We start from the raw sequence: 23,419 nt of genomic DNA, 5'->3' as shown, positions 1-23,419 counted from the left end.
CGCGATTGTAGTGCAGCGGCTTGGCTGATGGCGAACCATAGAGGGCGGCTCAGTTCTTGAGCCGCCGACGGTCACGGGTGTGACGCGCCAGCCCGGTTTAGCCAGGGCTATGACGCTTTTTTAGAACCCTGCAATCTGCAGGTAGCTGGAAGTGATTTGCTCGCCCCAGATCAAGGCAATCCAGCCGGCAATCGCCAGATAAGGACCAAAGGGGATAGGCGTGCTGGCTTCCGCGTTTCGCAGGCGCAGCATGATCAAGCCCAGCACGGCGCCCACCAGCGATGACAGCAATATCGTCAGCGGCAATACCTGCCAGCCACCCCATGCGCCGAGCATCGCCAGCAACTTGAAGTCGCCATAACCCATGCCTTCCTTGCCCGTTACCAGCTTGAACAGCCAGTACACCGACCACAGGCTCAGATAGCCAGCAATCGCGCCCCAGAGCGCATCTTCCAGGCTGGTAAACAACCCAAAGCTATTGGTAATCAAGCCAAGCCACAGCAGCGGCAGCACCAGCGAGTCTGGAAGCAGCTGATGATCAACATCGATCAGGCTCATCGCCAGTAAGCCCCAGGTCAACAGCAACATCGCTCCCGCCTGCCAGGTAAAACCGAAGTGCCAGGCAATAAAGGCCGACAATAACCCGCAGGCCAGCTCAACCAGTGGGTAGCGCATGCTGATTGGTGCTTTACAGCTAGAGCACTTACCGCGCAGAAACAGGTAGCTGATAACCGGAATATTTTCCCAGGGCCTTATTTCATGAGAGCAGTGCGGGCATTGCGAGTTGGGCAGCAAAAGATTGAATGCTGATGTGCTTGTGTCGGCAGGCAGAAGCAAAATCGATTTTGCTTCTGCCTGCCACTCACGTTGCATCATCACGGGGAGTCGATATACCACTACATTAAGGAAGCTACCAATTAGTAGTCCAAGCAACAGCGCGGCTGCGGTAAATAGAATGGTGTTGGTAGCAATGACATATAAGTTGAGCATCAACCTATCACGCCGCCTAGGCTGAAAATTGGCAGGTACATGGCAATGATCAGACCACCCACCAGAATGCCGAGAACAGCCATGATTAATGGTTCGAGCAGTGTGGTGAGGTTATCCACCGCGTTATCGACCTCAGCCTCATAGTAGGTGGCAACCTTATCCAGCATGGCGTCAAGGGAGCCGGACTCTTCGCCAATTGCGGCCATCTGCACTGCCATCGCGGGGAAAATACCAGTATTGCGCATGGCGAAGTTTAGCTGCATGCCGCTTGATACATCTTGTTTAATTCGATTTACCGCTGTGCGGAACACCACGTTACCAGTTGCGCCGGCTACGGAGTCAAGTGCCTCTACAAGAGGAACACCGGCCGAGAAGGTCGTAGCTAGAGTGCGGCCAAAACGTGCAACTGTGGCTTTGAAAAGGATACTGCCAACAATTGGTAGCTTGAGCTTTGCCTTGTCAGTGGCGTCACGGAATTTCTCACTTTTACGGTGAGTGGTTTTAATTACTAAGGCAGCACCAAAAAATGCGGCAAGTATTAGAAACCACCAGGCCTGGAGAAACTCAGACATGTTAATGACCATCATGGTGAACGCCGGGAGTTCTGCTCCAAAGCCAGCAAACACGCCCTGAAAGGTCGGTACCACCTTGATGAGAAGAATGGCTGTAACAATCACAGCGACAATAATTACCGCAACAGGGTAAGTCATTGCTTTTTTGATTTTAGCTTTGAGTGCCTCGGTTTTTTCTTTGTAGGTTGCTACACGATCAAGCAGCATTTCCAAGGCACCGGATTGCTCGCCTGCATCCACCAGGTTGCAATATAGGTCATCAAAGTGATCGGGAAATTTGCGCAGTGAGTTGGCAAGGCTGTTACCGCCAGACACTTCTTGCTTCACGTTACCGATTAGCGTACGCATATTGGGGTTTTCAAACCCCTCGCCAATAATGTCAAACGACTGCAGCAATGGAACCCCAGCCCCCATCATTGTGGCCATTTGACGTGTGAATAGCGCGATGTCCAATGGGGTTATTTTTTTGCCTGCACCGCCAAACAGTGATTTCGGTTTCTTTTTTACTTTATTGGCTGCAATGCCCTGTGCCCGCAGCTGAGATTTCACCAGTGCAGCCGAGGTGCTATTCACTTCCCCTTTGAGCGTGTTGCCTTTCTTGTCTTTGCCTTCCCACTGAAAAGTGCTGGGCTGAATAGTCTTGGTCGCCATGGGTTAGTCCTTAGTGACGCGGTTCACTTCTTCAAGGCTGGTGACACCTTGCATGGCCTTCAGCAGGGCTGAGGTACGAAGGTCATTAAAGCCGTCTTTACGCATCTGGAGAGAGATATCTATCGAGTTGCCTTCTTCCATGATAATCCGTTGCAGTGCAGGCGTGTTTTTAACTACTTCATAAATACCGACACGGCCTTTGTAACCACCGTTGCAGCTGTCGCAGCCTACAGGGCTGTAAATCTTGAATTTGCCAATCTGGTCTTCTGGGAAGCCTTCCTCTAACAGGGTCTCGCGTGGGACCTGAACTTCTTTCTTGCAGTGGCTGCACAGTTTGCGCGCCAGGCGCTGGGCAATGATCAGATTGACTGACGTGGCAATGTTGAACGACGGCACACCCATGTTGCGCAGGCGCGTCAGTGTTTCTGCGGCGCTGTTGGTGTGCAGCGTTGACATCACCATGTGGCCGGTCTGGGCGGCCTTGACGGCAATCGATGCGGTGTCCAGATCGCGAATCTCGCCGACCATGATGATGTCAGGGTCCTGACGCAGGAACGACTTCAGCGCTGCGGTAAAGTCCATGCCCTGTTTGGGGTTTACGTTGACCTGGTTGATGCCCTCCAGGTTGATCTCAACCGGGTCTTCAGCTGTAGAGATATTGACGTCGACGGTGTTGAGGATATTCAGGCCCGTATAAAGGGAGACTGTTTTGCCGGAGCCAGTAGGGCCGGTTACCAGAATCATGCCCTGTGGTTGTTTCAGTGCGGCCATGTACAGCTCTTTCTGTGACTCTTCGTACCCAAGGGCGTCGATGCCCATCTGCGCACTAGCGGAGTCAAGAATCCGCATCACGATCTTTTCGCCCCACAGTGTTGGGCACGTGCTTACACGAAAGTCGATGGATTTTGTTTTTGAAATGCGCATCTTTATCCGCCCATCCTGCGGCTTCCGCCGCTCGGAAATATCCAGGCCTGCCATTACCTTGAGGCGAGCTGAGATGCGCGGAGCGAGCTGAATAGGCGGGCGAGCAATTTCCTGCAGGATGCCGTCGGTGCGAAAGCGCACACGGTAGGTTTTCTCATACGGCTCAAAGTGCAGATCCGATGAGCCGCTTTTAATAGCGTCCAGCAGCATCTTATTCACAAAGCGAACTACCGGGGCGTCATCGCCATCACCGCCTGCGGCGTTGTCATCCTTGCCTTCCGCTTCGGTCTCGAACACAAGGCCTTCGTCGAGGTCGATGTCGCCCATTCCGCTCATGGCTTTGCTGCCGTTGTCGAAATACTGATCGATTGCGGCGTCAAGGCGGTCGTCTTCGACCATGATCATTTCGGTATTCATGCCCGTGCTGAACTGAATATCGGTGATTGCCTGTTGTTGGGTGGGGTCCGAGATGCCAATAAATAGCTTGTTGCCCCGCCTCCATAAGGGAATGACGCGGTGCTTGCGGGCGAGTTTTTCGCTTATCAGCTCTTTAGGTTGGGCCTCGCGGTCGAGTGAGGCGAGGTCCATATGCGGTACGCCGAACTGCTCTGCTGCCTGTGCGGCGATTTGCCGGCTATTAGCCAGCTTATTTTGTACCAGGTAAGTGACTAGAGGGATGTTATTGCGCTGGGCTTGCTGGGAAGCCTTGATGGCGGTTGCTTCGTCGATGATTTCAGCAAGCACCAGCTGGCGAACCAGGCCGGTCAGAACGGGGGCGTCAGTCATAAAGGTCACATCGAGAGCGGTAAAGTATCCACAACTTATAAACGAGAAGCGACGGACCTGCCACTGCGTACAATTAGGGTGACAAAAAACGTCGCTTTTTAACGCTAATTTCTGTGGTTTGCAGGCGCGCTTTGCTCGGGGCGCAGCAGCTTGCGCTGGTGTGGAGTTGGCACGCTATTTGATGTGTTTAAGGTACGAGCCAACAGGCTACGTTAACTGTGCATTTCAAGGAGATCACCATGAAGTCGAACAAGAGCCAAAAGGGTTTTACCCTGATCGAACTGATGATCGTTATCGCGATCATCGGTATTCTCGCTGCTGTTGCCATCCCTCAGTTCCAAGATTACCAGGCCAAGGGTTATGACAAGTCGGGTCAGTCTGACGCGCGCAATATTATGACTGGCGCCATCGCCAACTCTAACTAATTGACAGGGGACTGAGAACATGAAAAAGATTATTACTGCAACTCTGTTTGCTGGCCTTTTCACTTCGGCTGGTGTCTTCGCTGCTGCTGCTCCAGCTGCGGATATTATCGTAGTGCTGGCCTCCAACGTGTTTCAGCCAGTTGGTACTGTAGCTAATAAGATTAACATTGCACGTCAAGGCCTGATGACTGCACAGCCTGGTCGTGCCGGTTTTGTAAAGAACTCCTTTGACTTTACTGTTTCGGCCAACGTTATTGCGGGTGTGCTTGAGCAGCCGGCCAATAGCCGTTTCGGCGTTGTTGCAGGCTCCAATAAAGGCTACAGCGTGTTCACTGGCTCGTCAGTTGGCGGTAGCATTTCACAGTGCGGCCCGCAGGTGGCAAAAGATAAAACCGATCTTGGTGCTAGCTTGGTTGTAGACAGTACCCTTGATATGACTAAGGCTAACGGTTGCGCTATCGTCACTCCGTAAACGCTAGATTGGAAGTTGTACGCTTAAAGTGAGCCCCCGTAATGGGGGCTCTTTTTTAGGGATGATAAACATGTTCGAGTTGACAGCCTTGGGGATGCGTGCCGGTATCCGTGGTCAGGGTTTTCGTATCCTGCTGCTGATCACGCTAGCCCTACTGGGCGTAGCGTTGCTGGCCGGCAATTTTTCCGGACGTCAGCCGTTGACCGTAGCCTTAGATGTCGGGCTGAGTGGGCTGCGTTTTGTTCTGCTCTTGATGGCATTGCTCTGGGTGCAGGATCTGCTGGCTCGAGATATTGAGCGTAAAACTATCTACTTTTTGTTGGCTTACCCGGTTACGCGGAGCCAGTTTCTGTTTTCCCGTTTTCTTGCCGTCGCTGTTCTAAGTGGCGGTGCGTTGGTTTTTGTCGGCCTGGCGTTATGGCTGGTGCTGTATCTATTTGGTTCTAGCCATCCGCAGTTGCAGCCGCCGGCGCTGGGCATGCCCTATATGATGTCGCTGCTGGGTATCTGGTTAGATCTGCTGGTGGTGGTGGCCTTTGCCATTCTTTTGGCCAGTATTTCCACCACACCTTATTTACCGTTGTTGCTGGGCTTTGCCTTTGCCCTCGCTGCTCGTGGGCTGGGCCCGACCATTAGCCATTTGCGTAGCGCGCGGTCTGACCCCCTGCATGAGGCTCTGTTTAGTCCCGTGTTAGAGCACGCTTACGCTTGGCTGCCTGATTTGTCGCGGCTGGACTGGCGGGCGCTAGCGTTGTATGGGTTGACGCCGGATATGCCAGCGATGGTGCTGGCTGTGCTTAATGCGGCGGCTTATATCGTGCTGCTGCTAACGCTGGCTGCAGTGGTCTTTCAGCGGCGCAACTTCACATGAGTATTTGGCGGCCGTTACTGGTGGCAGCATTGTGCTGGGGTGCTTTTGCCTATAGCGGCCTGCGTTTGCACGATCATCAACGCTTGGATCAGCGCCTTGAAGTGCTGCGGGTGCGCCTGCCGCTGTTGGTGCAATTGCTCCATTCAGGCGGCGACCCCTATCTGGCGGCGAGTCTTAATGTGTTTCGCAGTGTTGTGGTCGATACGAGCGTGACCGAGCGAGAAACTTATCGTATTCAGGGGCAGTTGCAGGTTGATGCTGCGCGTTTAAATCCATTTCATGAAGACAATTACTACCTGGCGGCCGCGATACTGCCGTGGAACGGTCAGGTCGAGGCGGGGCAGGAGGTTTTGCTTAAAGCTGCACAGGCTCGCACTTGGGATATGTGGCCAGCGTTTTATTACGCGTTTAACGCTATGTATTTTGAGCGCGATATGACCAAAGCGGGACAGTGGGCGGAGATTGCCGCGCAGCGACATCCAAAGAACGCCCCTGCGCTGCGTAGTATGGCTGCTGCCTGGTATGAGCGGCAGAATGACTCGGCGGTGGCGCTGGATGTATTGCGCAATATGCATGCACAAAGTACCGATAAAGACTTTCGTCAGCTGCTCCAGGCGCGTATTGCGCGTCTGGAGGGTTTGCTGGCACTGCGCGCGGCCTTGGCGGATTACCGACAGCAACACCAAGGCAAATTACCCACTGCCTGGGAGCAGCTGATTGGCTATGGTGGGCTTACGGTTTTTCCTGAGGATCCGCTGGGGGCGGGTTACACGCTGGATGCCAGCGGTGAGTTGCAAGTGGCTGACCATATCGACATACGGAAGCAAGAATGAATCTGGTTGAAGTAGCGGGTTTGATCAAACGATTCAAACTCAAGGGCCGCGAAGTCAAAGCCATTGATGATGTCAGCTTTACGGTCGCGGCGGGCGAGTCGGTGGGTTTTATCGGCCAAAACGGTGCAGGTAAAAGCACCACTATCAAGATTCTGTTCGGGGCTATTCGTGCCGATGCTGGTGAGGCCTTGTTGATGGGGCGCTCGGCAGAGGATCCGCGCTCGCGCGCTGGTGTGGGCTATGTGCCAGAAAATCCTTATCTGTACGAGCAACTGACGCCGCGTGAAGTACTGTCGGCAGGTTTGCGTTTGCATGGCATTCGCGGGGTGGAGAATACGCGCCGTACTGCTCTTTGGCTGGATAAGTTGGGTATCGCCTATGCGGCCGACAAGCGTATTCGCAATCTGTCCAAGGGTATGACTCAGCGCACTGCACTGGCTCACGCGTTCGCCATTCAGCCTGAACTGTTGGTGCTGGATGAGCCGATGTCCGGGCTTGACCCCGTGGGGCGCAGGCAGGTCGCGGATTTGATGCAGGAGTATCGCCAGCAGGGTGGCACTTTGTTTTTTTCCACGCATATCCTGCATGACGTAGAGCGTCTGGCCGATCGTTTTGTGATGATCCACAAGGGTGAAATTGTCGCTCAGCAGTCAATGGCGGAGATGTTGGCCAGTCAGAGCATGCTGGTAGTGCGTTATCACGGAGAGGCAGCGCTTGAGGGCTTCCGGCCGGACGCTCAGCAGATATGGAAAGGCTTGTGCCCACGCACGGATCTGCCCGCGTTGTTGCAGCGCTTACAGGATAGCGGTGCGGTGCTGATTGATGCTCAGCCGCAAAGCACCTTGGAAAATGTCTTCGAAGGTTTGGTGCTCAAATAAGCGTGCTGGCTTCCGATGCTGAGTCCCAGCGTGTTGTCGGGTCCCGGCTTGAGTACGTGCCTGCACTTGATGGCTTGCGTGCGTTAGCCATTGCATTGGTGATGCTGTTTCATGCCGGTGTGCCGTTTCTGCCTGGGGCAAACCTGGGTGTAGACATCTTTTTCGTATTAAGCGGTTATCTAATTGGTCGGCTTTTGTTGGCCGAGTTCAGGGTTCATGCTGCTATCGACTTGCGTCGCTTCTACCGCCGTCGCCTTTGGCGGTTGATGCCACCATTATTATTGTTGCTGGCACTCTATGCGGTGTTGGCTCCTCTGGTCTGGCCGGATTATTACTTCCATCTGCGCGATGGCATCGAGCTGTTGCTCTATCTGGCGGATATTGCGCTGGTATTTGGTGATGGCCCGCAATACTTATTGCATGCTTGGTCGCTGGGTATCGAAGAGCGGTTCTACCTACTGTTTCCAGTGCTGCTTTTATTCCTACTACGTATCAGCAGTTACAACCGGCTTTGGCTGTTTTTTTTGCTGCTGGCCTTACTGGTGACCTTGTGGCGGTTTTATTGGGTGCAGTTGGATAGCTACGAGGTAGCTATGTACTTCCGCTTCGATATGCGACTCAGTGGTTTATTGCTGGGGGTTATGGTGGCCTGGTTGGCGCCCGCTTGGTTGCCGGACATGGGGCGTGCTGGGCGCTCAATGCTGCCGCTCATGTTAGGGGTTCTATTATTGTTGGTGCTGCCGGAGCATGGGCAGCCGTGGCGTTTGGCGTATGGCTTGCCGGTTGTGGAGTTGCTGACTGCGCTGGCTATTATCTGGGTGGTGCAGCAACCAGGCTGTTTGTTGTCCAGGTTATTGGGCGCGCCGGCCTTGGTTTATGTTGGCAAGATTTCTTACGGTCTCTACCTGTTCCATTACCCGATAATGCAGTACCTCAAGGGCCTCTATTCGTGGCCTGCAGTTGCGGTGGGCGGAGTAATTCTAGCTGGGGTTTTAGCTGTTCTCAGTTGGCATCTGCTGGAGGTGCCGCTGAGTCGCTGGCGTAAACGGTAGGTTGCTTTGTGTGGGCTGTTTGGCTGTTTTAGGCGTGCTTCGGCAAAGGTATGGTTTATGCGGTAAAGCCGGGGCTTATAAAGCCAGCCGCATCGATAAGTCCACTGCCTTAACATCCTTGGTCAGCGTGCCAATCGACACATAGTCCACCCCGGTTTCGGCAATCGCCCGCAGAGTGCTTTCGTTTACCCCGCCCGAGGCTTCCAACTTTGCTTGTTCTTGGGTGAGGGCTACAGCTTCACGCATTTCATCCAGGCTTAACTCATCAAGCATGATGATGTCAGCTCCCGCATCCAATGCCTGGCGCAGCTCTACCAGGCTCTCCACTTCAACTTCCACCGGCTTGCCGGGAGCGATGTTGTGGGCAGCGGTTACGGCTTGGGCGATGCCGCCGCAGGCGGCGATATGGTTCTCCTTTATAAGGAATGCGTCATACAGACCGATACGGTGGTTGTGGCAGCCGCCTTGCGTTACGGCATATTTCTGCGCCAGGCGCAGGCCGGGTAAGGTTTTGCGGGTGTCGAGTAGTTTGACGGCAGTGCCTTGCACCAGATCTGCATAGTGCTGGCAGTGGGTAGCTACGGCTGAGAGGGTTTGCAGAAAGTTCAGGGCGCTACGTTCGCCGCTGAGCAGGGCGCGAGCGGGGCCATCGAGTTCAAACAAGACTTGATTAGCCTCGGCGCGTTGGCCGTCTTGGATATGCCAGTGCACGGCGACCCGCGGATCGAGTTGGCGGAATACGGCATCGACCCACGCGGTGCCGCAGATGACTGCGGATTCGCGCGTAATGACCTTGGCGTGGGCCAGGCGCTCGGCGGGTATCAGTTGGGCGGTGATGTCGCCGCTGCCAATATCCTCTGCCAGTGCGCGGCGCACATTGGCCTCGATTTCGTGGGCGAGGTCGGCGAGGATGAGGTTAGGCATGATGGGCTCCAGTCAGCAGAATGCGCCGATTATAGGGACTGATGGCTGTTTGCGCAGTCTTTGCAGCTGTTCTCTGGGCCCGGCGGGGCTATGCTGAAGAGGTTCTTCGTTGGCTGCATGCAGCCGCTACACAGCGTTGTGTTGCGTTCGTCGTATGCAGGTAACCGTTGGTAGGCTGTGATGCTGCATCTGTGACGCCTGTCATGTCTGGAGGAAAAGTCAGCTTGGTATGCGAGCGCGCATCCCTATAATGACTTTACTTTTTATGAATGTTGACGCCAGGCCTTTGACGTTACGGATGACGCTCAGTTGATCGCTGTGCAGATCGGTTCGCCCAAGAGGGGCAGTCTGCAGGAGACTCGCAATGAAGACTGATGCGAATGTGGTGCACCTGAGCAAGGTGAGCCCTGAGCAATCGCCCACTTCGCCGGTAGGAAGACTGCCTGTGGCGCTGACAAATGTGCGTGACAAAGCGGCGCAACAGCTGAAGACGGCGTTGCAGGCGCTGTTCGACAATGCGGACGATACGCTGTTCGAGATGGCGGATCGCGCCACCAGCAATGCTGAGCAGAATGCGTTCTTTGAGGCGATGCGCGATCTGCGCTTGAAGCGCAAAAATATTGAGCGCGGTTTCCTGCAAAAGGTCTTCGAAGCCTTCGCCAACCTGAATCAGTATGAAATTGGCAAGCCTGCTCCTTTGGATGCGGTGTCGTTCGATACCCTGTCTTTGGTGCAGAACGACGCACTTGAAGAGTCGGTCGCTCTGGATTCCATGGTGGCTAAAGTCGTCAGTCGCGACGGAGCGGCACTCAGCCACCTGACCACGCGCTTCAATGCCATGGTCAGCAAGAAGCTGGACGACAAGAGCAACCCTGTCGGTCCGACCAGCCTCTGCGAATTTTTCCTTGATGCTTGCAGCAGCTTGGGCGTCGAGATCCGGGTCAAGCTGATCATCCTCAAGTTGTTCGAGAAGTACGTACTCAGCGACCTTGATCAGCTGTATGCCGAGGCTAACCAGGCTTTGATCGCGGCCGGCGTATTGCCTGAACTCAAATCCTCACCTGCACGGCGCAACCCCTCGCGTGCCAGTGCAGCGCCAAGCGGTACTCGTCAGGACACCTCAACGGAACTCTCCGCTGAGTTTGCTGATGAAGGCGTGCAGGAAGTGTTTGGCGCGCTGCAGGAGCTGCTTTCCCAAGCGCGTGGCTCGGTGATTCCGCGGCGCAATCGTCCGGCCGATGCGATGCCGATCTCCAGCAATGACCTGATGCGCCTGCTCTCGCATATGCAGCAGCGTGCGCCTGCACAGGTCAGTGACGACTTTGATCTGCGTGAGCAGCTGGAAGGCTTGCTGACCCGTGCTAGCGCCAAGGCAGGCAAGGCGCGCGTGGTCGGTGAGGTCGATGAAGATGTTATCAACCTGGTGTCGATGCTCTTCGAATTTATCCTCGATGACCGTACCTTGCCGGACTCACTCAAGGCATTGATTGGCCGCTTGCAGATTCCGATGCTGAAAGTGGCGGTGATCGACAAGACCTTCTTCAGCCGTGGTAGTCATCCGGCCCGTCGCCTACTCAATGAAATTGCCTCTGCTGCCCTCGGTTGGGGTGAGCAGGACGATGCGCAGCGCGACAGCCTGTATCAAAAGATCGAGCAAGTGGTGCAACGATTGCTCAATGATTTTGTTGATGATCCGGTGATCTTCTCCGAGCTATTGGCCGAGTTCCTGGCGTTTACCGGAGACGAGCGCCGCCGTAGTGAGCTGCTCGAGCAGCGTACCCGTGATGCCGAGGAAGGTAGCGCGAAGGCTGCAATGGCGCGGCGTGAGGTCGAACAAGCACTGAATGAGCGGCTGCTCGGTAAAACCCTGCCGGAAGTGGTGGTGCGCTTGCTGCAGGAAGCCTGGAGCAAGGTGTTGATGCTGACCTGCCTGAAGCATGGCGTTGAGTCGGTAGAATGGCAGGCCGCGTTGGCGACCATGGATGATCTGGTCTGGAGTGTTGAGCTTCACGAAGAGCCGGAAGCGCGTATGCGTTTGCTGGAGATGGTGCCGGGGCTGCTCAAGGCACTGCGTGAGGGCATGGCCAGCGCGGCCTTTGATCCATTCTCCACCGGTGAATTCTTCAGTCAGCTGGAAGCCTTGCATGTGCAGGCTTTCCAACGCTTCAAGCGCAGCCTGCCGGAAGAGCATCCGCAGGATGATGCCCCCGCGCTGGCTGAAATCGACGAAGAGCAGCGTGCTGCTTTGGCCGAGGCCGGTATCGAGTTGCCATTGTTGGAGCTTCCGGCCGCTGAAGTGGTTGAAGAGCCGGCGATGGTCGAGGTGGTGGAAGAGATCATTCTGCTGGCGCCTGGCGAGCTGCGTGCCGCTGAGCCGGAAGCCAGCCTGCCGGACGACGATGAGTCGCTGCTGCAGGTCGATAACCTGCGGGTCGGCAGCTGGGTCGAGTTTCAGGAAGATGAAGAGCACAAGCTGCGTTGCAAACTGGCAGCGGTGATCAAACCGACCGGCAAATACATCTTCGTCAACCGTACCGGTATGAAGGTGCTGGAAAAAACCCGTATGGGTCTGGCCGTGGAGTTCCGCCGCAACGCGATTCGCTTGCTCGATGATGCATTGCTGTTTGATCGGGCGTTGGAGTCGGTAATCGGCAACCTGCGTAAGCTCAAAGGCGCTTAATCGACTCATATTGATGCGTTACGACAACGCCGCCAGGGCTTAGCCCAGGCGGCGTTTTTGTATCTGCGCGCTGCTTGGGCATTCACCCTTGGCCTTGAGCCGGAGCTGCACTAGAGTGGTGGCTCGTTCAAGGAGTCTTTCATGCAGCTGGATCCTTCCAGTGGCTGGTGCGATGGCATCCAGCACTGTCCATCGCCGAACTTCAATCAGCGACCGCTGGGCGAAGTCTCCCTCTTGGTGATTCATAACATCAGCTTGCCGCCTGGTCAGTTTGGTACGGGCAAGGTGCAGGCGTTTTTTCAGAATCGTCTGGACGCCGATGAGCATCCCTACTTCGCCAGCATCGCCAGCCTGCAGGTGTCCGCGCATTTCTTTATCGAACGTGATGGCGCTGTTACGCAATTCGTTTCCTGTAACGAGCGCGCCTGGCATGCCGGGGTGTCGCTGTTTGCCGAGCGGGAAAACTGTAATGATTTTTCCTTAGGCATTGAGCTTGAGGGCACCGATGATCTGCCGTTTACGGCCGCGCAGTATGCTGCGCTGATTGAACTGACCCGGCAGCTGCAGGCGGCTTACCCGGCGATCACCCTGGAACGCATTTGTGGCCATAGCGATATCGCGCCGGGCCGAAAGACCGACCCCGGCCCGGCATTCGACTGGCAACGCGTGCGCATGGCATTGCAGCAAGACAAGGAGCTGACATGAATTTTCTGGTGCTACTGCTAGTGCTGTGGGTCGAGAAGTTTTCGTCTTGGCGTAAGCCCATTCAACACGATGGCCCATGGTTGCGTTTGCTGGCTGCAACTGAGAGTAAGCCGCAGTGGGCTGAGCGGCCTTGGCTGGTGTTGGCCGTGCTGGTGCTGTTGCCGTTGTTCGTGCTGGGCTTGATTCTGCTGATCCTAGAACCGGTGGCTTATGGTTGGCTGGCGTTACCGGTGCATCTGTTGGTGGTGATTTACAGCTTGGGGCGTGGTGATTTGTTGGCGGCATTAGGGCCGTTTCGCGACAGCTGGCGCCGTGAGGATGCCGAGGCCGCGTACCTGGTAGCGCGGCGCGATCTGGCCTTGGAAGCGGAGGAAGAGGGCGAGTTGCTGCAGCGCGTACAGGGGCATCTGGTGTGGCAGGCTTACCAGAGTTTCTTTGCGGTGATCTTCTGGTATGCGCTGCTTGGGCCTTTGGCGGCGCTGGCATATCGGCTGGTCGCCCTGGCCAGTGAACATGCCACGCTGCCAGCCTTGCGTGAGGCAGCAGTGCAGGTACGCCACGGCTTGGACTGGTTGCCGGTGCGTGTACTGGCTGCCAGCTTTGCTATGGTCGGCAACTTCGCCGGCGTCAGCCGCACCTTGCTGCATGAGCTGCTCAGCTGGGATATCAGCGCCGCACAATTGGTCATCATCACGGCGCGGGCTGCTGGCGAAACGCCGGAGCCGGTGATTGGCGAGGCTGGTGTCAGCAGTCTTGATGGGCTGTGGCAGCTGCTGGTGCGTGCGGCGGTGTTCTGGTACGCGGTGTTCGCTGTGTGGACCCTGCTTATTTAAAACAGGCTATTCGTTCCACAACCAGGCGGCGCCACGCACACCGCTTGAGTCGCCGTGGCGGGCCTGAAGCAGGCGCGTGTTGACCTGATCGGAAAACACATAGCGCGGCAACAGAGGCGTCACCTGGGAGTAGAGCGCCGTGTTGTTGGACAGCCCACCGCCCAGCACAATCACGTGCGGGTCCATCAGGTTGATCACCGCTGCCAGGCCGCGTGCCAACTGGTCGTAGTAGCGGGAAACGGCTTCTTGCGCATCAGCCTGGCCGGCGTCTGCCGCACGAACCAGCTCACCTGCTTCCAGACCAAGGCCGCTGCGCGCTGCCCAGCCTGGACCGCTGAGAAAGGTTTCAATGCAGTCATCCTGGCCGCAATAACAGCGGCGGCTTGGGCCATCCTCCTCACGTCGCCAAGGCAAGGGGTTATGTCCCCATTCGCCGGCGATGGCATTCGGGCCGCTGAGCAGTTGTTGGCGCACGACCAGTCCGCCGCCAACGCCGGTTCCAAGAATTACCCCGAAAACACTTATGGCACCTTCGCCTGCGCCATCGCAGGCTTCTGAAAGGGCAAAGCAGTCGGCGTCATTGGCCAGGCGCACCGGGCGCTGGAGGCGCTGCTCCAGGTCGGCTTGCAGATCCTGGCCGATCAGACACTGCGAGTTGGCATTCTTGATCCGCCCATGGTCGGGCGAGCGCGTCCCTGGGATACCAACGCCGACGCTGCCTTGGATGCCCAGTTCGCGTTCGCAATCTTCAACTAAGCTGGCAATCAGACCGAGGGTTTTAAGGTAATCGCCCTGGGGTGTTGGGGCGCGGCGGCGCAAGACTTGCTGGCCATTGTGCAGGGCGATTATTTCGACTTTGCTGCCACCCAGATCAATACCGAGCTTCAGTTGTTTGCGCATCATTAACCTTAAGTTACAGAGGTTGGGGTCGATAAGAGGTATACATGACGCCCTGCTCGGTCGTTATTTTGTGACATATATCACATTAATCTGCCCGTATTTACCCGGTTGATGCAAATGCCACAGGTCGAGCAGCAAGGGACATACAAGCCGCCGTTTGAGACGCTGGACGACTGTTTTGTAACCTTACACGACAATAATTAGAACTGGAGACGTCCTGTGAAGACCGTGTTGTATCCGGCCATCGCGCTAATGAATCGCCTCAGCTTCGGCATGAAGTTCAGTCTGATCAGTGTTCTGTTCTTTCTGCCCATGCTGGTCACCAACTTCTATCTGGTGCGCGACTCCTATCTGCAGTTCGTCAGTACCCAGGCGGCGCTCGAGAGCATTGATCTGCTCGATGAGAGCCTGACGTTGCGGCGTAATCTTGAGGACTTCGTCGACCTCACCGAGATCAACGCAATGATCGGTCAGTCGGGCCAGGCGGGTGATCTAGAAACACGGCTGGTCAAGCTGCAAGGCAGCATCGGTGAGGCGTTGCAGGGCATGGCGGCGGTGGTACGCGAGCCTGAGCAGATTGAGGAATTCAACAACAAGCGTGATCAGTTGATTGCCGAATTAGGCGCTGTGCAGGCCGAGACATCGCTGCAGGGCAAAATTGCCCTTGCTGAAAAACTGCTGGGCAGCTCCCAGGTATTTATCAAGTTGGTCGCTGCCCAAGCCGGTCTGAGCCAGGACCGCCAGGGTTCTGTGCGGCAGATGATTGAGCTGGTGTCCGTGGACACGCCCAAGGTCACGGCAGTGCTGAGCGAAGGGCGCGCGGTTGGTGCTTATTCCCTGGCTCAAGGCTTTCTCAATTCCTCTGCCAGCACCACATTTGACGAGCTGTTGCTGGAGCTGGAAAAGCTGCATGCCGAGTACGGCTTGAACCTGCAAGCTTCACTCAACAGCAGCGCGCAGGCGCGCACAGAGCTCGCCAGCCAAGCCGCCAGCAGCCTGGAGACCCTGAAAACCACTGCGGTGTTGTTTGAAGACAAGGTGGTGATTGCCGATTCGCTGGACACGCCATGGGCGCAGTTCTATGCCGATGTCAGCGGTGCCATGGATCAAACCTACCAGCTCAATCATGCGGTGCTGGCGTTCCTCGATAAACAGCTGCAAGTCCGTCTGGAAGAAAACCGTACGCACATGGTGTTGCTGGTCGCGGCCCTGGTGGTGGTGTTCCTGCTGATCGTCTACCTGTACAGCGGTTTTTATGTGTCGATCCGCACCACGCTGAAAAAGCTCGGTCAGGTGATGAATCAGGTGGCCGCTGGCGATATGACTGTCAGCTTCAAGGCTCAGAGCCAGGATGAGTTGGGCGAGCTGGGCCAGGTGTTTAATGAGACGGTCAGCAAGATCCATCAGCTGATCGAGCGTGTCGGCCAGACCGTGGTTGAGGTTGAGCGTCAGGCAGACCGTGTGCAGCAGGTCTCAGGCGAAAGTAACCAGGCGGTAGCGGGCCAGCGCGGCCAGATTGATCTGATCGCCACTGCGATGAATGAGATGTCGGCCACTGCCCAGGAAGTGGCGCACAGTGCTGCCGCTGCAGTGGGTAGCGCCCAGAGCGTCAACGATGAAACGGTCAGCGGGCGAGCGCTGGTCGAGTCGCAAGTCGGCAGCATCCAGCGGTTGGCGGGTGAAATCGATCAATCGGTGGGCGTGATCAATAAGCTGGCCAGCGACAGTGCGTCGATCAGCCAAGTGTTGGATGTGATCAAAGGCATTGCCGAGCAAACCAACTTGCTGGCGCTCAACGCGGCCATCGAGGCAGCGCGAGCGGGTGAACAAGGTCGCGGCTTTGCTGTGGTGGCGGATGAGGTGCGTAACCTGGCCAAGCGTACGCAGCAGTCCACCGAAGAAATCGAGTCGATGATCGCCAAGCTGCAAAGTGGCGTCGGTGCTGCGGTCAAGGCCATGAGTGCGAGCCACAAGATGGCTGATACCACCGTCAATGAGTCGGGCAAAGTGCAGCAGGCGCTGGAAAATATCCTCGGTGCGGTGGGCATGATCGTCGACCAGAACCAGCAGATCGCCACCGCCGCTGAAGAGCAGACCGCCGTGGCGCAGGATATAGACCAGAACATTGTCGAGATCAGCCAGGCCGGTGAGCGTACTGCCGAGGGTGCCAGCCAAACTGAACAGGCCAGCCGTGAGCTGTCCGGGCTGGTGGCGCGTCTCAAACAGCTGATCGGTGCATTCCGCGTCTGATTCGCCACTGCCAAGTAAAACCCGCCACCTTGGCGGGTTTTTTTATGCCTGGCTGTCAGCGTGGTTCAGGCGCGCTCAGCCATGGCGGAGAGGGCTACCGAGGTGGCGGCGGTGCGGGTTTCCACGCCGAGTTTGATGTAGACGTGCTCCAGGTGCTTGTTCACCGTGCGCGGGCTGAGGCCGAGGATGTCGCCGATGTCGCGGTTGGTCTTGCCGCAGGCCACCCAGCGCAACACTTCCACTTCACGTTCGGTCAGTTGAAAACGCGCAGAGAGGGTGGCATAGGCGGGCTCGTCGTTGAGCGTCAGCGGTTGCGCCTGACTGGCGGCGCGCGCCGTTTGCAGGATACGCGCGGTGCGCAGGTGCGAGGCCACGCGGGCGAGCACTTCCTCGGTGTTGATCGGCTTGGTCACGTAGTCGATACCGCCGGCCTCGAAGCCTTTGACCACGTGCTCGCTGTCGGTCAGGGCGGTCATAAACAGCACTGGAATGTCGGCAGTGGCCGGATCGGCCTTGATCCGCTGGCAGGTTTCGAAGCCGTCCAGCCCCGGCATCATGGCATCGAGCAGAATCAGGTCGGGACGCCGGCGCTGGATGCGGCTCAGCGCGCTCAGGCCATCCAGCGCCACCAGCACCATGTAACCCACTTCATCGAGGGCATCGGAGAGCAGGGCCAGGTTGTCCGGCGTGTCGTCGACGATCAGGATCACCCCGCGCTCGGCGGCGCTGCTGTGCTGCTCAGATGGATGGGTCAGCGCGTTCATGTTCGGCCTCCTTGAGTTGGCGGTTGAATTCGTCCAGACGGTAGCTTTTCACCAGGGCGCGCAGGGGCGTGGTAAAGCTGGTGCTGGCGGGTGTCAGCCGATCAATGGCGTCGAGTTTCTCCAGAATGCCGCGGATATAGCCCATGGCGCCGAGCTCGCGCAGCGCTTCGAGATCAGTGGCGCTAGGGCGAACAGCCGCATCTGGTGTGGCGTCCGGGAGCTGCAGCGTGCGCCGCAGCCACTGCAGGTCGAGGTGTTTGTGGATGCGTTCGAGTAACTCAGGGGTATGCACTGGTTTGGCCAGGTAGTCACTGCAGTCGGCGCTGACGCTGCGTTCACGGTCATCGGCAAAGGCATTGGCCGAAATCACAATGATTGGGGCCTTGCTTTGTGCATTGCGGCGGATCAGCCGGCTGGTTTCCCAGCCGTCCATCTGCGGCATCGACAGATCCATCAGGATCAGGTCAGGCTGCAGCAGTGCAACCTGGCGGATGGCTTCCTGGCCACTGGCGGCCTGGGCGATGCTGAAACCCAGCGGTTCGAGCATGCCGGCCAGAACGCGGCGGTGTTCGATATGGTCATCCACCACCAGGATCAGCCGGCGCGGGCCCTGATAACCAATGATGTCGTGCTCCACATGCACCACCGCCTGGGGCACGCGTACCTCGGAGAGGAACAGGCGTACCTGGAAGCTGGTGCCCTGGTCTTGCACACTTTTGACTGACAGCTCGCCGCCCATCAGCGAGGTGAGCATGCGCGTGATGGTCAGGCCGAGGCCGACGCCGTTGTCCTGGCGCATCAGGTCGCCGCGCTCGAACGGTTGGAAGATCCGTTCGATCTGCTCGGGGTCGATGCCGATACCGGTGTCGACGATCTCGAAGCTGGCGGTTTCGCGCAGGTAGCTGACGCGCAGGCAGACCTCGCCGCTGTCGGTGAAGCGCACCGCGTTGCCGAGCAGGTTGATCAGGATTTGCCGCACGCGCTTCTCGTCGCCGCGTACCACCGCCGGCATACGCCCGCTGGTTTCCAGGCGAAAGCGCAGGCCTTTTTCCTCGGCCTGCGGGGTGAACATGCGTTCGAGCTGGTGGATAAATTCGGGGAAGGGGATTTCCGTCAGCTCCAGGTTGAGCTTGCCGGCCTCTATCTTGGCCACATCGAGCAGCCCGTCGATCAGCGACAGCAGGTGCGAGCCGCTGCGAAAGATGGTGGCCAGGGCGTCCTGATGCTGCCCCGGCATGCCGGCATCGCGCTGCAGAATCTGCGTATAGCCGAGGATGCTGTTGAGCGGCGTGCGCAGCTCGTGAGACAGCCCGGTGACGTAGCGGCTCTTGGCGGCGTTGGCGGCTTCGCTGGCTTCCTTGGCTTTCTGCAGGGCCTCGTCGGTCTTGCGGTGGGCCTCGATCTCCTGCATCAGCAGCTGGGTCTGGCGGTCGGATTCCTCCTGGGCCACCCGGCGGCTTTCGCGGGTCAACACCACCCACCACGCGAGAATCGCGGCAAACAGCGAAAGGGTCAGAAAGGCCTTAAGAAAGGCCAGGTAGAGGGTTTCCTGCGCCTCCAGCGATTGCGCCACCAGGCCCTGAGAAACCTGGCTGTAGATCAGTGCCAGAGCGCCGAACAGCAGCGCCACCAATACCGTCAGTAAGCCTAGGTACTGCGCCAGGCGGCTGTGCAGGCGCGGGATCGAGACCCGTGGGAACAGCCAGCGAATAAAGTCATCGAGCTGCTCGGACAGCCGCGCCCGCGGCTTGCAGGCATCGCCGCAGCGCGCATCGAGCGAGCAGCACAGTGAGCAGATCGGCGTGCTGTAGGCCGGGCAGAAGGCCATGTCTTCGCTCTCGAAGGCATTGCTGCACAGGCCGCATTGCACCGTGGTGGTTACGCCGAGCGGGTAGAGCAGCAGTGGGTCGCTGCTGCGCGCCAGGTAGTAGCGTCCGCCGGTCAGCCAGGCAATCAGTGGGGCGAAGAGCATGGCCGAGCTGAGTGCAACGAGCGGCGAGGCTGCCTGGGCAAAGGCGCCGAACAAGCCGCCGTGGGCCAGGATCGACAGCAAGGAGGCGATCAGCATGGCGCCGACGCCGACCGGGTTGATGTCGTAGAGGTGCGCGCGCTTGAACTCGATGTGCTTGGGCGACAGGCCCAGCGGCTTGTTGATCACCAGGTCGGCGACTACCGCGCCGATCCAGGCGATGGCGATGTTGGCGTACAGACCCAGCACTTCCTCAATGGCCTGGAATACGCCCAGCTCCATCAGCATCAGCGCGATGGCGACGTTGAACACCAGCCACACCACGCGCCCCGGATGGCTGTGGGTGACGCGGGCAAAGAAGTTCGACCAGGCCAGGGAGCCGGCGTAGGCGTTGGTCATGTTGATCTTCACCTGGCTGACGATAACGAACAGCACCATGGCCGCTAGCGCCCACTCCGGTGAGCTGAATACATAGTTGAACGCCACCAGGTACATCTGCGTCGGTTCGGCGGCGCGTTCCATGGGGATTTCATGTTGCAGGGCGAGAAAGGCCAGAAAGGCGCCGGCGAGCATCTTCAGTGCGCCAGGGATGATCCAGCCGGGCCCGGCCATCAGCAGCGCGGCCCACCAGCGCTTGCGGTTGCGCCGGGTCTTTTCCGGCAGAAAGCGCAGGTAGTCGACCTGTTCACCAATCTGCGTGACCAACGCCAGCGCCACGGTGCAGGCGGCGCCAAAGTACAGCAGGTTGAACGCGCCGCCTTCGCCCTCGCGCCCGGCGAAGCTGGTCCAGTCACTGAGCGCTTCGGGGTTCTTGCCGATAACGAAGATGTAGGGCAGGAACAGCAGAAACAGCCACAGCGGCTGGGTCCACATCTGCAGCCGATTGATCAGGGTGATGCCGTAGGCCACCAGCGGGATGACGATCACCGAGCAGATCACATAGGCCAGCGCCAGCGGGATGTTGAAGTACAGCTCCAGCGCCAGGGCCATGATCGCCGCCTCAAGGGCGAAGAACAGGAAGGTGAAGCTGGCGTAGATCAGTGAGGTGATGGTCGAGCCGATATAGCCGAAACCGGCGCCACGGGTCAGCAGGTCCATGTCCACGCCATAGCGCGCGGCGTAGTAGCTGATCGGCAGACCGGTGAGAAAGATCACCAGGCTCACCGCAAGGATCGCCCACAGCGTGTTGGTAAAGCCGTAGCTCAGCGCCAGGGCGCCGCCGATGGCCTCCAGGGCGAGAAACGACACCGCACTCAGGGCGGTGTTGGCGATGCGCAGCTCCGACCATTTGCGAAACGACTTGGGGGTGAAACGCAGGGCGTAGTCCTCCATGGTCTCGTCGGCGACCCAGCTGTTGTAGTCGCGGCGGATCTTGACGATGCGCTGGGTGCCGGTCGGCTGCACAAGGACGCTCCTGAGTCGTGGCTAATACGCTTGTTTGAATTTGCAACATCCATGCCCTGCGTCTGCAGCCGCCGTCCTTGCGCGCGCGAGCTTCTATCTGCCAGCTGCTCGGGCGTGAGCTTGCACCAGCTTGGGGCGCGCGGCAGTACGTCAGATGACGTATGCCGTTACGTCAACCTGCGTATACCGCCAGCGCCGGTGGCAAACGCATGCTGGTGGCGAACCGAACTGGTACCCGCAAGGCGAGCCAGGGAGGAAAACCACCAGAGGAGCATGACCATGGATTCACCGACTCGTTTTCTCCCTCGTCGGCTAGCGTTGGGTGCTGCGGCACTCTCGCTGCTGGCGGCCAGTGTGTTCAGCCAGATGGCTCTGGCCGACGTCAACACCACCGGCCTGGCCGTGACCGACACCGAAGTGACGGTCGGTCAGCTGCACTCGGCAACCGGCACCATGGCCATTTCCGAAACCGGTTCGATCCAGGCCGAGCGCCTGGCCATCGAACAGATCAACGCCAGCGGCGGCATCCTCGGCCGGCAGATCAAGATCATTCAGGAAGACGGCGCCTCCGATTGGCCGACCTTCGCCGAAAAAGCCAAGAAGCTGCTGGTCGGCGACAAGGTCGCTGCGGTATTCGGTTGCTGGACCTCGGCCTCACGCAAAGCCGTACTGCCGGTGTTCGAGAAGGAAAACGGCCTGCTCTACTACCCGACCTTCTATGAAGGCCTGGAGCAGTCGAAGAATGTTATCTACACCGGTCAGGAAGCCACCCAGCAGATCCTCGCCGGCCTCGACTGGATCGCCAAGGAGAAGGGCGCCAAGACCTTCTACCTGATCGGTTCGGACTACATCTGGCCGCGCACCTCGATGAAGATCGCGCGCAAGCACATCGAGAACGTGCTCGGCGGCAAGGTGGTGGGCGAGGAGTACTACCCGCTGGGCAACACCCAGTTCGGCTCGCTGATCAACAAGGTCAAACTGAAGAAGCCTGACGTGGTCTTCACCGCAGTGGTCGGTGGCTCCAACGTGGCCTTCTACAAGCAGATGAAAGCCGCCGGCGTCACCAGCGCCAAACAGAACCTGCTGACCCTGTCGGTAACTGAGGATGAGCTGCTGGGCATCGGCGGCGAAAACATGGACGGCTTCTACGCCTCGATGAAGTACTTCCAGAGCCTCGACAACCCGAACAACAAAGCCTTCGTTGAAGCCTTCAAGGCCAAGTTCGGCAAGGACTCTGTGATCGGCGACGTGACTCAGGCCGCCTATCTTGGCCCATGGCTGTGGAAGGCTGCGGTCGAGAAAGCCGGCAGCTTCGATGTCGACAAGGTGGCCGCTGCCTCCCCAGGCATCGAGCTGACCACTGCGCCGGAAGGCTACGTCAAGGTGCATGACAACCATCACCTGTGGAGCAAGACCCGCATCGGCCAGGTGCAGAAGGATGGCCAGTTCAAGGTGGTGTTCGAATCCGGCTTGATCGAGCCGAACCCATTCCCGAAAGGCTACCAGTAACAGCGGCGTAAGCCGGACTCAGGGCAGGGCGTACCCGCGAGGGTGCGCCTGACGCCTGTACGGGCTGACGTGTTTCTTTCTTCCAGCTGGAGACCATCATCATGGAATGGCTATCGGAATTTGGTGCCATCGCGGCCATGCAGGGCTTCAACGGCTTGTCCGTTTTCTGCGTCCTGCTGCTGATGGCCCTGGGGCTGGCGATCATCTTCGGCCAGATGGGCGTGATCAACATGGCCCACGGTGAGTTCCTCACCATCGGCGCCTACACCACCTACGTGGTCTCGGTACTGACCGAGCAATACGCGCCGTTTTTCGGCCCGTACTATTTTTTTCTCGCCATCGTGCTGTCGTTTTTTATCGCCGGCGCGATTGGCTGGCTCGCCGAGTGGGCGATGATCAGCAAGCTCTACCAGCGCCCGCTGGACACCTTGCTGGCCACCTGGGGGTTGTCGCTGGTGATGCAACAGGCCTTCCGCTCGATCTTCGGTGCGCGGGAAGTCAGCGCCACCTTGCCGGAATGGCTGATGGGCTCGTGGAACCCCACCGAAGCCATCGACATTCCGCGTAACGGCTTGTTCGTTATGGGCCTCACCGTGCTGATGACCGGCATGATCTTCCTCATGCTCTATCGCTCGCGCTGGGGTTTGCAGGTGCGCGCCACGGTGCAGAACCGGGTGATGAGCCGCGCGGTGGGGATCAATACCAAGAAGGTTGACCGCATGACCTTTGCCCTCGGCTGCGGCGTGGCCGGTGTGGCGGGCGCGGCCTTTACCACCATCGGCTCCACCGGGCCGACTGCCGGTTCGCTGTACATCGTCGACACCTTCCTGGTGGTGGTGTTCGGCGGTGCGTCGAGCCTGCTCGGCACCATCGCCTCGGCCTTCAGCATTGCCCAGGCGCAGTCGCTGATGGAGTTCTTTATGAGCGGTTCGATGGCCAAGGTGTTCACCCTGTCGGCGGTGATCCTGATTCTGATGCTGCGTCCGCAAGGGCTGTTCTCCATCAAAGTGCGCAAGTAAGGAGCCGT

At 58.0% G+C, this 23,419-nt stretch carries 19 protein-coding genes and 1 pseudogene; 13 read left to right on the top strand and 7 right to left on the bottom strand.

Annotated elements, in window-relative coordinates; all coding sequences use genetic code 11:
* Nucleotides 1-120: 120 nt before the first annotated feature.
* The 3 genes from BLO50_RS05050 to pilB are packed head-to-tail and all read right to left on the bottom strand — an operon-like array spanning nucleotide 121 to nucleotide 3,923.
* A complete protein-coding gene (locus BLO50_RS05050; protein WP_090249315.1) occupies nucleotides 121-990 on the bottom strand; it encodes a prepilin peptidase in 870 nt (289 codons plus the stop codon).
* The gene (locus BLO50_RS05045) at nucleotides 990-2,213 is read right to left on the bottom strand and encodes a type II secretion system F family protein (RefSeq protein WP_090249313.1); all 1,224 of its coding nucleotides are present in this window, start codon (nucleotides 2,211-2,213) and stop codon (nucleotides 990-992) included. The genes BLO50_RS05050 and BLO50_RS05045 overlap by 1 nt, the downstream gene beginning before the upstream one ends.
* Nucleotides 2,214-2,216: 3 nt before the next feature.
* Nucleotides 2,217-3,923 carry a type IV-A pilus assembly ATPase PilB gene (gene pilB / locus BLO50_RS05040; protein WP_090249311.1) on the bottom strand — a complete coding sequence of 569 codons (1,707 nt, stop codon included), beginning with the start codon at nucleotides 3,921-3,923 and terminating at the stop codon, nucleotides 2,217-2,219.
* A 239-nt stretch (nucleotides 3,924-4,162) separates the two neighbouring features.
* On the opposite strand from pilB, the gene BLO50_RS22145 reads away from it, so the two are divergent.
* The 6 genes from BLO50_RS22145 to BLO50_RS05010 all read left to right on the top strand — a co-directional run bounded on the left by BLO50_RS22145 (nucleotide 4,163) and on the right by BLO50_RS05010 (nucleotide 8,454).
* Nucleotides 4,163-4,348 (top strand): type IV pilin protein, encoded by a 186-nt coding sequence (locus BLO50_RS22145; protein WP_090249309.1) that lies wholly within the window; start codon nucleotides 4,163-4,165, stop codon nucleotides 4,346-4,348.
* Between the two features lie 19 nt (nucleotides 4,349-4,367).
* Complete coding sequence (locus tag BLO50_RS05030) at nucleotides 4,368-4,820, top strand: hypothetical protein (RefSeq protein WP_090249306.1); 453 nt, start codon at nucleotides 4,368-4,370, stop codon at nucleotides 4,818-4,820.
* A 70-nt stretch (nucleotides 4,821-4,890) separates the two neighbouring features.
* Nucleotides 4,891-5,691, top strand: a complete 801-nt coding sequence (locus BLO50_RS05025; protein WP_167354430.1) for an ABC transporter permease — start codon at nucleotides 4,891-4,893, stop codon at nucleotides 5,689-5,691.
* Between the two features lie 83 nt (nucleotides 5,692-5,774).
* Nucleotides 5,775-6,524: a tetratricopeptide repeat protein gene (locus tag BLO50_RS05020; RefSeq protein WP_143003801.1), complete on the top strand. Its 750-nt coding sequence runs from the start codon at nucleotides 5,775-5,777 to the stop codon at nucleotides 6,522-6,524.
* Nucleotides 6,521-7,402: an ABC transporter ATP-binding protein gene (locus BLO50_RS05015; RefSeq protein WP_090249297.1), complete on the top strand. Its 882-nt coding sequence runs from the start codon at nucleotides 6,521-6,523 to the stop codon at nucleotides 7,400-7,402. The genes BLO50_RS05020 and BLO50_RS05015 overlap by 4 nt, the downstream gene beginning before the upstream one ends.
* Before the next feature lie 56 nt (nucleotides 7,403-7,458).
* Nucleotides 7,459-8,454 (top strand): acyltransferase family protein, encoded by a 996-nt coding sequence (locus BLO50_RS05010; RefSeq protein ID WP_143003800.1) that lies wholly within the window; start codon nucleotides 7,459-7,461, stop codon nucleotides 8,452-8,454.
* Between the two features lie 75 nt (nucleotides 8,455-8,529).
* On the opposite strand, the gene nadC is transcribed toward BLO50_RS05010, so the two are convergent.
* Entirely contained in the window at nucleotides 8,530-9,378 is an 849-nt protein-coding gene (nadC, locus tag BLO50_RS05005; RefSeq protein WP_090249290.1) for a carboxylating nicotinate-nucleotide diphosphorylase, read from the bottom strand.
* Nucleotides 9,379-9,742: 364 nt separating this feature from the next.
* Between nadC and BLO50_RS05000 the strand changes: the two genes are divergently transcribed.
* The 3 genes from BLO50_RS05000 (at nucleotide 9,743) to ampE (ending at nucleotide 13,596) form a co-directional block, all read left to right on the top strand.
* Nucleotides 9,743-12,058 carry a DUF1631 domain-containing protein gene (locus tag BLO50_RS05000; protein WP_090249287.1) on the top strand — a complete coding sequence of 772 codons (2,316 nt, stop codon included), beginning with the start codon at nucleotides 9,743-9,745 and terminating at the stop codon, nucleotides 12,056-12,058.
* Nucleotides 12,059-12,199: 141 nt separating this feature from the next.
* Nucleotides 12,200-12,763, top strand: coding sequence for a 1,6-anhydro-N-acetylmuramyl-L-alanine amidase AmpD (gene ampD, locus BLO50_RS04995; protein ID WP_090249285.1), 564 nt, complete (start codon nucleotides 12,200-12,202; stop codon nucleotides 12,761-12,763).
* Entirely contained in the window at nucleotides 12,760-13,596 is an 837-nt protein-coding gene (ampE, locus tag BLO50_RS04990; RefSeq protein ID WP_090249283.1) for a regulatory signaling modulator protein AmpE, read from the top strand. The genes ampD and ampE overlap by 4 nt, the downstream gene beginning before the upstream one ends.
* 6 nt (nucleotides 13,597-13,602) lie before the next feature.
* On the opposite strand, the gene BLO50_RS04985 is transcribed toward ampE, so the two are convergent.
* Entirely contained in the window at nucleotides 13,603-14,496 is an 894-nt protein-coding gene (locus BLO50_RS04985; protein WP_090249281.1) for an ROK family protein, read from the bottom strand.
* A gap of 252 nt (nucleotides 14,497-14,748) precedes the next feature.
* Between BLO50_RS04985 and BLO50_RS22235 the strand changes: the two are divergent.
* Together BLO50_RS22235 and BLO50_RS22230 are read left to right on the top strand one after the other, a co-directional pair.
* Nucleotides 14,749-15,888, top strand: a pseudogene (locus BLO50_RS22235) (HAMP domain-containing protein); the annotation flags it as partial.
* A gap of 144 nt (nucleotides 15,889-16,032) precedes the next feature.
* Entirely contained in the window at nucleotides 16,033-16,746 is a 714-nt protein-coding gene (locus tag BLO50_RS22230; protein ID WP_372239942.1) for a methyl-accepting chemotaxis protein, read from the top strand.
* Between the two features lie 65 nt (nucleotides 16,747-16,811).
* Here BLO50_RS22230 and BLO50_RS04975 read toward each other — a convergent pair whose 3' ends face one another.
* Together BLO50_RS04975 and BLO50_RS04970 are read right to left on the bottom strand one after the other, a co-directional pair.
* Nucleotides 16,812-17,510, bottom strand: a complete 699-nt coding sequence (locus BLO50_RS04975; protein WP_090249277.1) for a response regulator — start codon at nucleotides 17,508-17,510, stop codon at nucleotides 16,812-16,814.
* Complete coding sequence (locus BLO50_RS04970; protein ID WP_090249275.1) at nucleotides 17,485-20,883, bottom strand: response regulator; 3,399 nt, start codon at nucleotides 20,881-20,883, stop codon at nucleotides 17,485-17,487. Before BLO50_RS04970 ends, BLO50_RS04975 begins: the two co-directional genes overlap by 26 nt.
* 279 nt (nucleotides 20,884-21,162) lie before the next feature.
* On the opposite strand from BLO50_RS04970, the gene urtA reads away from it, so the two are divergent.
* Nucleotides 21,163-22,392 (top strand): urea ABC transporter substrate-binding protein, encoded by a 1,230-nt coding sequence (urtA, locus tag BLO50_RS04965; protein ID WP_167354429.1) that lies wholly within the window; start codon nucleotides 21,163-21,165, stop codon nucleotides 22,390-22,392.
* Nucleotides 22,393-22,493: 101 nt separating this feature from the next.
* A complete protein-coding gene (gene urtB / locus BLO50_RS04960; RefSeq protein ID WP_167354428.1) occupies nucleotides 22,494-23,411 on the top strand; it encodes an urea ABC transporter permease subunit UrtB in 918 nt (305 codons plus the stop codon).
* The last annotated feature ends 8 nt before the right edge of the window (nucleotides 23,412-23,419 follow it).

Origin of the sequence: Pseudomonas peli, assembly GCF_900099645.1 — a bacterium.
GTDB classification, from domain to species: Bacteria; Pseudomonadota; Gammaproteobacteria; order Pseudomonadales; family Pseudomonadaceae; genus Aquipseudomonas; species Aquipseudomonas peli.
The sequence above is the reverse complement of the archived record's forward strand: the minus strand, read 5'-3'. Positions and strand labels throughout refer to the sequence as shown.